We start from the raw sequence: 14378 nt of genomic DNA on the forward strand, positions 1-14378 counted from the left end.
AATAAAAAACGCCGGACGAATCCGGCGTTTTTGGCGGAGCTGGCGGGTTACGCTGCGCTAACCCGCCCTACGAATCGTCACGAATCGTCGCGATCCGTAGGGCGGGTTAGGCGCAGCCGTAACCCGCCGCTGCATTATGCGGCCAGCAACTGGCGCAGCACGAACGGCAGGATGCCGCCGTGCTTGTAGTAGTCCACTTCGATCGGGGTGTCGATGCGCAGCAGGACTTTGACTTCCTGCGACGAGCCGTCGGCGCGGTGGATGACCAGGGTGGCCAGCTGTTGCGGCTTGATCTCGCCTTCCAGGCCCTTCAGGTCGTACACTTCCTTGCCGGTGATGCCCAGCGATTCAACCGAATCGTTGCCGATGAACTGCAGCGGCAGCACGCCCATGCCGACCAGGTTGGAGCGGTGGATGCGCTCGAAGGAGCGGGTGATCACGGCCTTCACGCCCAGCAGCTGGGTGCCCTTGGCGGCCCAGTCGCGCGAGGAGCCGGTGCCGTATTCTTCGCCGCCGAAGATCATGGTCGGGGTGCCTTCGGCCACGTACTTCATGGCCGCGTCGTAGATCGACAGCTGTTCGCCGCTAGGCTGGTGGATGGTGATGCCGCCTTCCACCGCCGAGCCGTCCGCCTTGGCCGGGATCATCTTGTTCTTGATGCGCACGTTGGCGAAGGTGCCGCGCATCATGATCTCGTGGTTGCCGCGGCGCGAGCCGTAGGAGTTGAAGTCGGCCTTCAGCACGCCGTTGTCCTTCAGCCATTTGCCGGCCGGGCCGTCTTCCTTGATCGAACCGGCCGGGGAGATGTGGTCGGTGGTGATCGAGTCGCCGAACACGCCCAGCGCGCGCGCGCCGGTGATGCCGGCAGCGGCCGCTTTCGGGGTCATCTCGAAGCCGTCGAAGAACGGCGGCTCGGCGATGTAGGTCGAGTCAGGCCAGTTGTAGACCTGGCCTTCGGTCGACGACACGGCTTCCCACAGCTTGCCCGGTGCGCCCTTGACGTCGGCGTAGTTGTCCTTGAACACCTTCGAGTTCATGGCGAACTTCATCAGCTTGCCGATTTCCTGCGAGGTCGGCCAGATGTCGCCCAGGTACACGTCCTTGCCGTTGGTGCCCTTGCCGACAGGCTCGGTCATCAGGTCGCGCGTCATGTTGCCGGCGATGGCGTAGGCCACCACCAGCGGCGGCGAGGCCAGGAAGTTGGAGCGGATGTTCGGGTGGATGCGCGCTTCGAAGTTGCGGTTGCCCGACAGGACGGCCGAGGCCACGATGTCGTTCGACGTGATCGCCGCGTTCAGTTCCGGGGTCAGGTCGCCGGCGTTGCCGATGCAGGTGGTGCAGCCGTAGGCGGTCACGCCGAAGCCCAGTTTTTCCAGGTAGGGCAGCAGGCCGGCGGCGGTCAGGTATTCGGTCACCACGCGCGAGCCTGGCGCCAGCGAGGTCTTGATGTGCGGCGCCACGGTCAGGCCGGCTTCCACGGCCTTCTTGGCCAGCAGGCCGGCGGCCAGCAGCACCGAAGGATTCGAGGTGTTGGTGCAGGAGGTGATGGCTGCGATCAGCACGTCGCCGTTGTGCACCTTCACGCCGTTCGACGTGGTGTACTCGGTGGTCAGGTCGGCGGCGTCCTTGTTGAAGCCGTTTTCGGTGGTCGGTTTCGAGAACAGTTCGGTGAAGTTGTTCTTCACGTTGCCGATTTCGATACGGTCCTGCGGACGCTTCGGACCGGCCAGGGAGGGCGTAACGCTCGTGAGGTTCAGTTCCACCACGCGGGTGTAGTCGATGTCGCCGGCTTTCGGCACGCCGAACAGGTTCTGCGCCTTGAAGTAGGCTTCGAAGGCGTCGATTTCCGCCTTGGTGCGGCCGGTGCCCTCGAAGTAGGCTATGGTCGCTTCGTCGACCGGGAAGAAGCCCATGGTCGCGCCGTATTCAGGCGCCATGTTGGCGATGGTGGCGCGGTCGGTCAGCGACAGCGTCTCGGTGCCTTCGCCGAAGAACTCGACGAATTTGCCCACGACTTTTTCTTTGCGCAGCAGTTCGGTGATGGTCAGCACCAGGTCGGTCGCGGTGCAGCCTTCGCGCAGCACGCCGGTCAGGTTCACGCCGATCACGTCCGGGGTCAGGAAGTAGACCGGCTGGCCCAGCATGCCGGCTTCCGCCTCGATGCCGCCCACGCCCCAACCCACCACGCCGATGCCGTTGATCATGGTGGTGTGCGAGTCGGTGCCCACCAGGGTGTCCGGGTAGTACACGCCGTCGGCGGCCTTGTGCACGCCGCGCGCCAGGTACTCCAGGTTCACCTGGTGCACGATGCCGAAGCCCGGCGGCACCACGCCGAAGGTGTCGAAGGCCTGCATGCCCCACTTCATGAACTGGTAGCGCTCGTTGTTGCGCGAGAATTCCAGCTTCATGTTCAGGTCCAGCGCCTTCGGCTCGCGGAAGTGGTCGATGGTGACCGAGTGGTCCACCACCAGGTCAACCGGCACCAGCGGCTCGATCTTTTTCGGGTTCACGCCCATTTTCGAGGCGACGTTGCGCATCGCGGCCAGGTCGGCCAGCAGCGGCACGCCGGTGAAGTCCTGCAGCACCACGCGGGCCACCACGAAAGGAATCTCGTCGGTGCGCTCGGCGGTCGCGCCCCAGCTGGCCAGCTGTTTCACGTGCTCTTCAGTGACCTTTTTGCCGTCGCAGTTGCGCAGCACGGATTCCAGCACCACACGGATCGATACCGGCAGGCGGGAGACGTTGATACCCAGGCTCTTTTCCAGTGCCGGCAGGGAGTAGAACTTCCCCTTTTTGCCGGCAATGTTGAAATCCTTCAGCGTGTTCAGTGTGTTGCGGGACATGACCTCTCCTTCAGTGGGTATCGTCTGTTGTTAATTCTGTTGCTAACGTGATGCGGATCAGCCTTGCGTGGCCGGCGCAGCGGGGGCGGCGGCGGCCGGTTTCATCTGTTCTGCGTTGCGGCATTCATTGGCCAGCTGGCGGTTCTGCTTGGAGTCCAGCAGCATGCCCTTGGCCGGGATGCCGATCCAGATCAGGCCGTACAGCTTGTTCTCGAAGCGGTTGGCGCCGGTGGTGGTGCCGACGCGCTTCAGGCGGTGCAGGCGTTTTTTCCAGCGCAGGGCGATGAAGTTGTCGTCGCCGGCGTTCTGGTAAATGGTGATCTTGTTGCCCAGCTCGCAGTCGAAATCGACCACGGTGGAGCCTTCCACGCCCGGTTCGGCGGCTTCTTCGGCTTCCTCCGGCGTGGTGGGCGACACGGCCGGCGCAGCGCCCGTTTCGGACGGCTTGGCCGCCTTCTTGGCGCCTTTGACGGCCTTCTTGGCGGTGGTGTGGACTTCGGCCTGGGCGGCTGGCGCCATGCACAGGGACAGCGAGCCGAGCGCGAAGCTGCAGGCCAGGAATAATTTGGAGATGGACATTACTTGGATTCCGTTACGGGTTCGACAGGGTTGAGCAGGGCGGCGGCCGCTTCCGGCAGCGCCAGGCCCGCCAGGCGCGCGCGTTGCAGCACGGTCCAATAATAGCGGTAGCTGGCGCGGTCGTGCAGGCGGCCGTTCTGCGAGATCGGTCCCCACTGCACGCGCTCGGCGTCCTGCAGGATATGGGTGGCTTCGTTCACTTCGGACAGGCGCGGCGTGAAGGCCTTGATCACCGGCTTGATCTGGTTCGGGTGGATGCTCCACATGCGCGTGTAGCCGAATTCGGCGGCGGCGCGCTGGGCGTCGTTGGCCACCACGGCCGGGTCCTTGATCTCGGTGGTCACATTGTGCGACGGCACCTTGCCGTGCGCGTGGCAGGCGGCGGCGATTTCCAGCTTGGCGCGCACCACCAGCGGGTGCGTGAACTGGCCCGGCGTGCGCATGGCGTTGCCCGGCACCGCGCCGTAGTGGCTGGACACGAAGTCCATGATGCCGAAGGACAGGCATTCCACCTGGGGCAGGGCGGCGATGGCGTACACGTCGTGCAGGGCGCCGTGGGTTTCGATCAGCACGTGCACCGGCAGGCTGCCGGCGCGGCCGGCCTTCTGCGCATGGGTGTTGATGATGTCGATGGCGCGCTGCACGTCCTGCACGCCGTCCGGCTTGGGCAGCACGATGTAGGCCAGCTTGTGCGCGGCGGCGCCGCAGATGATTTCCACGTCGCGCTCGAAGTGCGGGCTGCGCAGGTCGTGCACGCGGGCGCCGATGCGGTGGAATTTGTTGTCGTCGCTGAGCAGCAGCTCGGCCACCAGGCGCGCGTGCGCCTCCTCGTTGCCGGCGGAGGCGCCGTCTTCGCAATCGAAGGTGATGTCGAACAGCGGGCCAAGTTCTTGTTGCAAGGCAATCGATTTGCGCATCAGCTTTTCGGAGCCGGCGTAGTGGTCGCAGGCCGGCAAGAGCAGCGGCTGGCGAGTGCCCTGGAATAAAACCTCGGATGGATGCATGCGGGAAGAAGAAGGGGACTGGGACGGGGAGGGGGCTGCGGCGGGCGCAGACGGAGACGCCGCACTGCTCTCGGCAGTGCGGCGGGTGCGGCGTATGGTCGGCTTAACCGGTTCCACAGTCGCCAGGCGGGCTGATTATGGCAGCAGGTGCTTCACGCCTTCACGCTCTTCGGTCAGTTCCTTCAGCGTGATGTTGATGCGCTCTTGCGAGAAAGCGTCGATTTCCAGGCCTTGAACGATGGTGTATTCGCCGTTCGCGGTGGTCACCGGGAAGCCGAACATGGTGCCTTCGGGGATGCCGTAGGAGCCGTCCGATGGGATGCCCATGGTGGTCCACTTGCCGTTGGTGCCCAGTACCCAGTCGCGCACGTGGTCGATGGCGGCGTTGGCGGCCGAAGCAGCCGAGGACAGGCCGCGCGCTTCGATGATGGCCGCGCCGCGCTTGCCCACCGTAGGCAGGAAGGTGTTGGCGTTCCATTCCTGGTCGTTGATCAGGTCCTTGACCGATTTGCCGTCCACGGTGGCGAAACGGTAGTCGGCGTACATGGTCGGCGAGTGGTTGCCCCATACGCACAGCTTCTCGATGTCTTTCACCTGGGTGCCGGTCTTGGCAGCCACTTGCGACAGCGCGCGGTTGTGGTCCAGGCGCAGCATGGCGGTGAAGTTCTTCGCCGGCAGCGAAGGCGCCGATTTCATGGCGATGTAGGCGTTGGTGTTGGCCGGGTTGCCCACCACCAGCACTTTCACGTTGCGCGAAGCGACGGCGTCCAGCGCCTTGCCCTGCACGGTGAAGATCTGGGCGTTGGCTTCCAGCAGGTCTTTACGTTCCATGCCTGGGCCGCGCGGACGGGCGCCGACCAGCAGGGCCACGTCGGCGTCCTTGAAGGCGGTCATCGGGTCGGAGTGGGCGGTCATGCCGGCCAGCAGCGGGAACGCGCAGTCGTCGATTTCCATCATGACGCCTTTGAGCGCTTTTTGCGCTTTTTCGTCAGCGATTTCAAGCAGTTGCAGGATGACCGGCTGGTCTTTGCCCAGCATGTCGCCGTTGGCGATGCGGAACAGCAGGGAATAGCCGATCTGGCCGGCGGCGCCGGTAACGGCAACACGCATTGGGGTTTTAGCCATGATGAATCTCCAAAGTGGAATAGAAAACGATCTTGAAGCTGGGCCTACGCTTGCGGAAAACTATAATGATACCAAAACCGGCAAGGTTTATTGTTTGCCTTTGACCGGTGCAACGACTATGCTCTTCTTGTTCCGATGCGCGCTGCGCGCGGGCGGACAAAGAGGGCATAGCCGCCGAGTGTAGGCCGGTCTTCTGCTTCTGTCAATCATATCTTATGTCTTATATAAGACAGATAAGTTGTCGTGTTTTGCTGGACGCCACCGGGCTTTTGTGGTGAAATCCGGGTCTATGAATTCCGCCCCGTCCAATCTGACCAACCAAGGCGCCGCCGCGAGCGGCACGGTCAGCCCGACGGCGCCGTCCGCCGGCCCGCTGGCGCCCGCCGCCGCAGGCCAGGCGGCCTCTCCATCCGCATCCTCCCCCACGTTTTCCCCGCTGTACCAGCAGATCAAGGCCCTGATCACGCAAAGCCTGCAGTCGGGCGAGTGGAAGCCGGGCGAGCTGATACCGAGCGAAGTGGAACTGGCGGCGCGCTTCAAGGTCAGCCAGGGCACGGTGCGCAAGGCCATCGACGAACTGGCGGCGGAAAATCTCGTGATGCGCAAGCAGGGCAAGGGCACCTTCGTGTCCACCCACCACGAGGCGCGCGCCCATTTCCGCTTCCTGCGCCTGATGCCGGACGAAGGCGTGCCGCACTACCCAGAATCCAAGTTCATTGAGGTCAAGCGCACCCGCGCGCCCGCCGACGTGGCGCGCCTGCTGGAGCTGAAGTCCGGCGACGCCGTGGTGTTCATCAAGCGCGTGCAGTCCTTCGACGGCATGCCCACCATCGTCGAGGAGCTGTGGCTGCCCGGCCTGATCTTCAAGGGACTGACCGCCGAACGGCTGGTCGAGTACAAAGGGCCGATGTACGGCCTGTTCGAATCCGAGTTCGGCACGCGCATGATCCGCGCCGCCGAGAAAATCCGTGCCGTGTGCGCCGACGAGGGCGCCGCGTCACTGCTGCAGGTCGCGCAGGGCACGCCCCTGCTGATGGCCGAACGCGTCTCCTTCACCTACGGCGACAAGCCGGTGGAGCTGCGCCGTGGCCTCTATTCGACCGAACGGCATCATTATCAGAATGACCTGAACTGAAAAACGCATAAGGGAGACGCGCTGTCCGGCTGCCGACCGGGCTATGTTGCGCTAATAACACGCCACCTTGCACAATTTGCAAAAGTCGGCTACGACAAAACATAATTTTGGTTATATGTAACAATACATATTGGTCTGAACTGCAAAAATCGGCGAAAATCGCAGTCTCACAAATTTAGCATTACGTATAGGGAGGTCTTGTCATGTCAGAAGCCGTAAGAGAAGCACCAAAAAAAGAACGGCCGCAATTCACCAATATCCACGTCACGCAATTGTCCAACTACCGCCTGCCGCTGGCCGGCGTAGTGTCCATCCTGCACCGCATTTCCGGTTTCCTGATGTTCGCGCTGTTGCCCGTGGTGCTGTATCTCCTTGAGAAGAGCCTGTTATCTGAGATCTCTTTCGAGCATTTCAAGGGCATCGCTTCGCATTGGTTCATGAAGCTGGTGATCCTGGCGCTGGTCTGGGGCTATATGCAGCACTTCTGCGCCGGCGTGCGCCACCTGATCATGGACACCCACGTGGGCCTGGATAAAGACTCGGCGCGCAAGTCGGCAGCCACCGTGCTGGTGATCAGCCTGACGCTGACCGCGCTGGTCGCACTGAAACTGTTTGGAGTATTCTGACATGGCAAAAAACAATATCGGACCTAAGCGCCTGGTCGTCGGCGCAGGCTACGGCGTGCGCGACTGGCTGGCCCAGCGCGTGACCGCGGTACTGATGGTGGTCTACACCGCCGTCCTGCTGATTTCCTTCCTCACCGGCAGCAACTTCAGCTACGAAGGCTGGGCTGGCCTGTTCGCCCAGCAGTGGTTCAAGCTGTTCAGCGCCGTCACCCTGTTCGGCCTGTTCTACCACGCCTGGGTAGGCATGCGCGACATCTGGATGGACTACGTCAAGCCCGTAGGCATCCGTCTGGCGCTGCAAATCATCACCATCGGCTGGCTGATTGGCTGCGCCGTGTGGTCGGTACAAATACTCTGGAGTGTGTAATCGTGGCAGCTATCAAAACTGCAATCCCTACCCGCCGCTTTGACGCGGTGATCGTTGGCGCCGGCGGTTCCGGCATGCGCGCCTCCCTGCAACTGGCGGAAGCCGGCCTGAACGTGGCCGTGCTGTCGAAAGTGTTCCCAACCCGCTCGCACACCGTGGCGGCGCAGGGCGGCATCGGCGCTTCGCTGGGCAATATGGCCGAGGACAACTGGTTCTGGCATATGTTCGACACCGTCAAGGGCGGCGACTACCTGGGCGACCAGGACGCGATTGAATTCATGTGCCGCGAAGCACCGAAGGTCGTGTACGAGCTGGAACACTTCGGCATGCCGTTCGACCGCAATCCCGACGGCACCATCTACCAGCGTCCATTCGGCGGCCACACCGCCAACTTCGGTGAAAAAGCCGTGCAGCGCGCCTGCGCCGCGGCCGACCGCACCGGCCACGCGCTGCTCCATACGCTCTATCAACGAAATGTGCGCGCCCGCACCCACTTCTTCGTGGAGTGGATGGCGCTGGACGTGATCCGCGACGCCGAAGGCGACGTGGTCGGCGTGGTGGCACTGGAAATGGAAACCGGCGAATGCATGATCCTGGAAGCGAAGACCACCATCTTCGCCACCGGCGGCGCAGGCCGCATCTTCGCCGCATCGACCAACGCCTTCATCAACACCGGTGACGGCATGGGCATGGCGGCGCGTGCCGGCCTGCCGCTGCAGGACATGGAATTCTGGCAGTTCCACCCGACCGGCGTGGCCGGCGCGGGCGTGCTGATCACCGAAGGCGTGCGCGGCGAAGGCGGCATCCTGATCAACTCGGAAGGCGAACGCTTCATGGAACGCTATGCGCCGACGCTGAAGGATCTGGCGCCGCGCGACTTCGTGTCCCGCTCGATGGACCAGGAGATCAAGGAAGGCCGCGGCTGCGGTCCTAACAAAGACCACGTGATGCTGGACCTGCGCCACATCGGCGCCGACACCATCGCCAAGCGTCTGCCTTCGATCCTGGAAATCGGCCACAAGTTCGCCAACGTCGACGCGACCAAGGAACCGATTCCTGTCGTTCCGACCATCCACTACCAGATGGGCGGCATCCCGACCAACATCCACGGTCAAGTTGTCACGCCGAACGGCGACGGCACCCAGAAAGTGGTCAACGGCCTGTACGCCATCGGCGAATGCGCCTGCGTATCGGTGCACGGCGCCAACCGCCTGGGCACCAACTCGCTGCTGGACCTGGTGGTCTTCGGCCGCGCAGCAGGCAACCACGTGGTCGCGTCGAACCTGAAGCAGAAAGAGAACAAGCCTCTGCCCAAGGACGCCGCCGACTTCGCGATGAACCGCCTGAACAAGCTGGAAACCTCGACCGGCTCGGAAAAAGTGCAGAACGTCGCCAACGACATCCGCGCCACGATGCAGAAGTACTGCGGCGTGTTCCGTACCGACGAGCTGCTGACGCAAGGCGCCAAGGAAATCATGGTGCTCGACGAGCGCCGCAAGCACGTGGCGTTCAAGGACAAGTCCAAGGTGTTCAACACCGCCCGCGTGGAAGCGCTGGAGCTGGACAACCTGATCGAGACGGCGAAAGCGACCATCACTTCGGCAGTAGCGCGCAAGGAATCGCGCGGCGCCCACGCGCACAGCGATTTCCCGAACCGCGACGACGACAACTGGATGAAGCACACCCTGTGGTACTCCGAAGGCAACCGCCTGGAATACAAGGCTGTCGTCACCAAGCCGCTGACGGTTGATACCTTCAAGCCGAAACCACGTACTTTCTAAGCAAGGGCTCATTACCATGCCACGCACTCTCAAATTCAAGATTTACCGCTACGATCCGGACCAGGACGCCAAGCCGTACATGCAAGACCTGACGGTGGAACTGAAGGACACCGACAAGATGCTGCTGGACGCGCTGCAGCGCATCAAGTCCGACGTCGATGACTCGCTGGCCCTGCGCCGCTCCTGCCGCGAAGGCGTGTGCGGTTCGGACGCGATGAACATCAACGGCAAGAACGGCCTGGCCTGCACCACCAACCTGAACGAGCTGACCGAGCCTATCGTGCTGCGTCCTCTGCCAGGCCTGCCGGTGATCCGCGACCTGATCGTCGACATGACCCAGTTCTTCAAGCAGTACGATTCGATCAAGCCATTCCTGATCAACGATTCGATCCCGCCTGAAAAAGAACGCCTGCAGACCCCTGCCGAGCGCGAAGAACTGGACGGCCTGTACGAGTGCATCCTGTGCGCGTGCTGCTCGACCTCGTGCCCGTCGTTCTGGTGGAATCCGGACAAGTTCGTCGGTCCTGCCGGCCTGCTGCAAGCCTACCGCTTCATCGCCGACTCGCGCGACGAAGCCACCGGCGCGCGCCTGGACAACCTGGAAGACCCGTACCGCCTGTTCCGCTGCCACTCGATCATGAACTGCGTCGATGTCTGCCCCAAGGGTCTGAACCCGAACAAGGCCATCGGCAAGATCAAAGAGCTGATGGTACGCCGCTCGATCTGATATGAGCGAACTGGAAAAATCTGCGCATCAGGCAGACCCGGCCAACCGCGCGCGCCTGCGCTGGCGCGCCCGCCGGGGTTTGCTGGAAAACGATATCATCCTGACTCGCTTTCTCGATGCGCATGAAACCGAATTGACCGACGAAGAAGTGGACGCGTTCACGCGGCTCCTCGACTTGTCGGACAATGCGCTGATGGATCTGGTGCTGGCTCGCGCAGAGCCGGAAGGCGAGATCGATCTGCCGCATGTGCACGCACTGCTGCAACGTCTGCGTCTCGCCTGATCGCGCAGGGCGGCCCCATGGCGGGCCGCCCGCGCCGCCGGAAGTTTAGAAGTTTTTTTTATAAGCCGCATCTCTCCAAGAAGGAAGAGTCCATGAACATCTCTGACAACAAAGCTACACTGTCGTTCTCTGACGGCAGCCCATCGGTCGAGTTCCCTATCTACAAGGGCACGGTCGGCCCGGACGTCATCGACATCCGCAAACTGTACGCCGGCACCGGCAAGTTCACCTACGATCCGGGCTTCATGTCCACCGCAGCGTGCAACTCGTCGATCACCTATATCGACGGCGACAAGGGCGAATTGCAATACCGCGGCTACCCGATCGAACAGCTGGCCGTGAACGCCGACTTCATGGAATCGTGCTACCTGCTGCTGAACGGCGAACTGCCGAACGCCGAGCAGAAAGCCAAGTTCGTCGACACCGTGACCAAGCACACCATGGTGCACGAGCAGATGCAGTTCTTCTTCCGTGGCTTCCGCCGCGACGCGCACCCGATGTCGGTCCTGGTTGGCACCGTCGGCGCGCTGGCCTCGTTCTACCACGACTCGCTGGACATCAACGATGCCAAGCACCGTGAAGTATCGGCCATCCGCCTGATCGCCAAGATGCCGACCCTGGTCGCCATGGCCTACAAGTACTCGATCGGCCAGCCTTTCGTGTACCCGCGCAACGACCTGTCGTACAGCGCCAACTTCATGCGCATGATGTTCGGCAATCCGTGCGAAGAATACAAAGTCAACGACGTGCTGGTGCGCGCGCTGGACCGCATCCTGATCCTGCACGCCGACCACGAGCAGAACGCCTCGACCTCGACCGTCCGCCTGGCCGGTTCGTCTGGCGCCAACCCGTTCGCCTGTATCGCAGCCGGCATCGCCTGCCTGTGGGGCCCTGCCCACGGCGGCGCGAACGAAGCGGCGCTGACCATGCTGAAAGAAATCGGCTCGGTCGAGAACATTCCAGCCTTCATCGCGCAAGTGAAAGACAAGAACTCCGGCGTCAAGCTGATGGGCTTCGGTCACCGCGTGTACAAGAACTTCGACCCGCGCGCCAAGCTGATGCGCGAAACCTGCCACGAAGTGCTGAACGAACTGGGCCTGCAGGACGACCCGCTGTTCAAGCTGGCCATGGAACTGGAAAAGATTGCACTGAACGACGAATACTTCGTTTCGCGCAAACTGTACCCGAACGTGGACTTCTACTCGGGCATCGTGCAGTCGGCGCTGGGCATTCCAGTGTCGCTGTTCACCGGTATCTTTGCCATGGCCCGCACCATCGGCTGGATCGCCCAGTGGAACGAAATGATTGCCGATCCAGAGCAGAAGATCGGCCGTCCGCGCCAGCTGTTCGTCGGCGCCACCAACCGCGACGTGCCGCCGCTGGCCCAGCGTTAATCGCCGGTCTGTAGCAGCACAACAAAAAAGCGAGCTTAGGCTCGCTTTTTTTATTGGGAATCGAATTGTTGCCGGCCTCGCCATTGAGGCGGCACAAGATGTATAAGGAAGCTTGTGCTAAGGTGGGCGGATGAACTCAAGGCATCGGGAGGCAAATGATGGACAAGACAATTCCGGCCAGTCTCATCATTGATCTGGATGGGCTAAATGTAGAAGTGGTCGACCGCATGGCGGCGGAAGCGGGTGTTACGCCTGAGCAATTGGCAAAAGAAGCGTTGAAGTTGCACTTGCAACGATATACAGACAGGCTTGCGTTCAATGCAGCGTGCGAGCGTTCCTTGCAGCATTATCGAGAAACAGGTTTGCACGTCACCGACGACGAGATTGATGCGTGGTTGTCAGCGCTGGAGGCCGGCAACGACAATGCCGAGCCGCCGAAATGCCATCGCTAAGCTGGAGTGATGAGGCTACCAGGGCACTTCAACAGATTTACCATTTTCTTGCGATTCGTGATGAAGCACTGGCTAAACGAGCGGTCCGTGCCATTCAGGCTGATGCACGTAAGCTGAAGACCTTCCCTTATCTTGGCCATCCGGTTGCCGGCAGCGCTGAGATGCGTGAGCTAACCGTTTCCTTTGGCCGCAACGGCTATGTGATGCAATACTCGGTGGAATCCGGAGTTGTATTGATTTGCGGTGTGCGGCCTCAGCGCGTACCTGGCTGGTGAGCTGCGTGCCCTGTCAATTTTCTTTATCCAGCAAGGCCTGGATTTCTTCGCGTTCCTTGGCGCTGACGTGGCCGCCGCGCAGGGCGGCCAGGACCAGTGCTTTGCCGGAGCCGGAGAAAGCTTTCTGGATCAGCTCTTTCAACAGATTCGTTTGCACTGATTCCTGCTCCTGCACTGGCGCGTAGACGTGGGCGCGCTGGCTTTCGTCGCGTGTGAGCAGTCCCTTGGTATGCATTACTTGAAGCAAGCGCAATACCGTTGCGTAGTTCATGTCGGGCCGCGTTTCGATGGCGGCGGCATGCACCTGCCTGGCCGTGGCGGGGCCTAACGCGAACAGCAGGCGCAGCATCTCCAGCTCGGAGGCGGTCGGTTTGGGTGGGGCGGTGTTCATCATGGACCTAGAATAAAATATCTAGAACGAATTGTCTAGTGCTGCCTTGCGCAGCGATGCCAGTTGCGCGTCGATATCGCTGAACAGGGGGCGTGCGGCACTGTGCGCCAGGCAGGCGGCTTGCAGCGCGGCGAGGTTCTCCAGGACGGGGCGGGCGGCGTCCGGTGCGTCGCAGCGTTCCAGCAATTCCTCCAGCAGGCAGCCGAAGGCGCGCACTTCCAGGCGCTGCAGGCTGGCGGCATGTGGTCCTTCCGGCGCGTAGAAGGAGGCGGCGCCGAAGTCGCCCAGCAGGGTGTGGCCCTCGCCGCAGTGCAGAATGTTGTGGCCGTACAAATCGCCGTGCATGATGCCGCGCTGGTGCAGCTGCTTGGCCGCCGAGGCGATGCTGGCCGCGATGGCGAGCATGGCGGGCAGGCTGAAGCGCTTTCCCTCCGCATAAATGTCGCGGGTGCAGCTGTCCAGGCTGGGCGGGCCGGCCAGGTTGCCGAAGTCCGGCTCGATCAGCGACATGACCAGGCCGTGCGTGCCGTCCGGGTGGCCCGCCACCTCGCCCAGGATGGGAATAAGGTTGGGATGGGCGCCCGCGCCGAGGCAGGCCGCCATTTCGCACAGGGGTGAGCCGTCGCTGGTCATGGCGCCCTTGAAGAGCTTGACCGCTACTTTTGCAGTGTTTCCGCTGTCTTGCCGATAGTCCGCGCGGTGGATCACGCCGGAGGCGCCTTCGCCCAGCTTCTCGCCCAGTTGCAAACTGCCCCAGGCGATGCTGGTGCCGGATTCGGCGTGTTCCAGTTGGGCGCAGAAGGGGTTGCCGGCGTAGGCGAGCCAGGCCAGGCGGGGCAGGGCGGGCAGCCAGGCCGGCAGCTCGTCCAGCTGGTTGGCTGCGATGCGCAGCAGTTCCAGGCGGTGGCAATTGATCAGTTCGGCGGGCAGGGCGCGCAGGCGGTTGCCGGCCAGCATGAGTTTTTGCAGCAGCGGTCGATGCCCCAGTTCGGCGGGCAGTTCTTCCACTTCATTGCCGGTCAGAACCAGCCAGCGCAGTTGCGGCGGCAGCGATTTTCCCGACACGGTACGGATGCGGTTGGCCTTGAAGCCCACCATGCTTAGTGTGGCGCAGCTGCCCAATACTTCGGGCAGTTCCGTGAACTGATTGTCCGAACAGAAAATGATGCGGAGTTTGTGCAGGCGCGGCAAATCGTCCGGTAGCGAAGACAGCGCATTGCCGGACAAGTCCAGGATCTCCAGCGTATCGGCCAGGTCGAAGATTTCGCGGGGGAATTCGGTAAGCCCGCAGGCAAGCTGCAGGCGCTTTACGCCAGCCAGTTCACCAGCGCGCAGCTGCTCAAGATTAGACATTCAATGCGGCGATAAGGTAAAACGCAAAGTCTACCATTTCGGC

At 62.3% G+C, this 14378-nt stretch carries 15 protein-coding genes; 9 read left to right on the forward strand and 6 right to left on the reverse strand.

Features of this window, described 5'->3' with window-relative positions:
• Positions 1 to 134: 134 nt before the first annotated feature.
• The 4 genes from acnA to KT882_RS10010 form a co-directional block, all read right to left on the reverse strand.
• Complete coding sequence (gene acnA, locus KT882_RS09995) at positions 135 to 2843, reverse strand: aconitate hydratase AcnA (RefSeq protein ID WP_228895558.1); 2709 nt, start codon at positions 2841 to 2843, stop codon at positions 135 to 137.
• Between the two features lie 57 nt (positions 2844 to 2900).
• The gene (locus KT882_RS10000; protein ID WP_161071873.1) at positions 2901 to 3422 is read right to left on the reverse strand and encodes a lysozyme inhibitor; all 522 of its coding nucleotides are present in this window, start codon (positions 3420 to 3422) and stop codon (positions 2901 to 2903) included.
• Positions 3422 to 4426, reverse strand: coding sequence for an HpcH/HpaI aldolase/citrate lyase family protein (locus KT882_RS10005; RefSeq protein WP_228895559.1), 1005 nt, complete (start codon positions 4424 to 4426; stop codon positions 3422 to 3424). Before KT882_RS10005 ends, KT882_RS10000 begins: the two co-directional genes overlap by 1 nt.
• Positions 4427 to 4561: 135 nt before the next feature.
• A complete protein-coding gene (locus KT882_RS10010) occupies positions 4562 to 5551 on the reverse strand; it encodes a malate dehydrogenase (protein WP_161071875.1) in 990 nt (329 codons plus the stop codon).
• 289 nt (positions 5552 to 5840) lie between these two features.
• On the opposite strand from KT882_RS10010, the gene KT882_RS10015 reads away from it, so the two are divergent.
• The 9 genes from KT882_RS10015 (at position 5841) to KT882_RS10055 (ending at position 12591) form a co-directional block, all read left to right on the forward strand.
• Complete coding sequence (locus tag KT882_RS10015; RefSeq protein WP_187358660.1) at positions 5841 to 6686, forward strand: GntR family transcriptional regulator; 846 nt, start codon at positions 5841 to 5843, stop codon at positions 6684 to 6686.
• 203 nt (positions 6687 to 6889) lie between these two features.
• Complete coding sequence (gene sdhC / locus KT882_RS10020) at positions 6890 to 7312, forward strand: succinate dehydrogenase, cytochrome b556 subunit (RefSeq protein WP_161071876.1); 423 nt, start codon at positions 6890 to 6892, stop codon at positions 7310 to 7312.
• Position 7313: 1 nt separating this feature from the next.
• Positions 7314 to 7679, forward strand: coding sequence for a succinate dehydrogenase, hydrophobic membrane anchor protein (gene sdhD, locus KT882_RS10025; RefSeq protein WP_161071877.1), 366 nt, complete (start codon positions 7314 to 7316; stop codon positions 7677 to 7679).
• A 2-nt stretch (positions 7680 to 7681) separates the two neighbouring features.
• A complete protein-coding gene (gene sdhA, locus KT882_RS10030; RefSeq protein WP_161071878.1) occupies positions 7682 to 9460 on the forward strand; it encodes a succinate dehydrogenase flavoprotein subunit in 1779 nt (592 codons plus the stop codon).
• Between the two features lie 16 nt (positions 9461 to 9476).
• Complete coding sequence (locus KT882_RS10035) at positions 9477 to 10187, forward strand: succinate dehydrogenase iron-sulfur subunit (protein WP_161071879.1); 711 nt, start codon at positions 9477 to 9479, stop codon at positions 10185 to 10187.
• 1 nt (position 10188) lies between these two features.
• Positions 10189 to 10470 carry an FAD assembly factor SdhE gene (locus KT882_RS10040; protein WP_161071880.1) on the forward strand — a complete coding sequence of 94 codons (282 nt, stop codon included), beginning with the start codon at positions 10189 to 10191 and terminating at the stop codon, positions 10468 to 10470.
• A gap of 92 nt (positions 10471 to 10562) precedes the next feature.
• Entirely contained in the window at positions 10563 to 11864 is a 1302-nt protein-coding gene (gltA, locus tag KT882_RS10045) for a citrate synthase (protein WP_161071881.1), read from the forward strand.
• Positions 11865 to 12019: 155 nt separating this feature from the next.
• Positions 12020 to 12316: a CopG family transcriptional regulator gene (locus tag KT882_RS10050; protein ID WP_223149318.1), complete on the forward strand. Its 297-nt coding sequence runs from the start codon at positions 12020 to 12022 to the stop codon at positions 12314 to 12316.
• Positions 12304 to 12591: a type II toxin-antitoxin system RelE/ParE family toxin gene (locus tag KT882_RS10055; RefSeq protein WP_228895560.1), complete on the forward strand. Its 288-nt coding sequence runs from the start codon at positions 12304 to 12306 to the stop codon at positions 12589 to 12591. Before KT882_RS10050 ends, KT882_RS10055 begins: the two co-directional genes overlap by 13 nt.
• A gap of 13 nt (positions 12592 to 12604) precedes the next feature.
• Here KT882_RS10055 and KT882_RS10060 read toward each other — a convergent pair whose 3' ends face one another.
• Both KT882_RS10060 and KT882_RS10065 read right to left on the reverse strand, forming a co-directional pair.
• The gene (locus KT882_RS10060; RefSeq protein WP_161071912.1) at positions 12605 to 12982 is read right to left on the reverse strand and encodes a BlaI/MecI/CopY family transcriptional regulator; all 378 of its coding nucleotides are present in this window, start codon (positions 12980 to 12982) and stop codon (positions 12605 to 12607) included.
• A gap of 21 nt (positions 12983 to 13003) precedes the next feature.
• Positions 13004 to 14335 carry a leucine-rich repeat-containing protein kinase family protein gene (locus KT882_RS10065; protein WP_228895564.1) on the reverse strand — a complete coding sequence of 444 codons (1332 nt, stop codon included), beginning with the start codon at positions 14333 to 14335 and terminating at the stop codon, positions 13004 to 13006.
• Between the last annotated feature and the right edge of the window lie 43 nt (positions 14336 to 14378).

The organism is Pseudoduganella aquatica (assembly GCF_020865585.1).
Lineage (GTDB): Bacteria > Pseudomonadota > Gammaproteobacteria > Burkholderiales > Burkholderiaceae_D > Rugamonas > Rugamonas aquatica_A.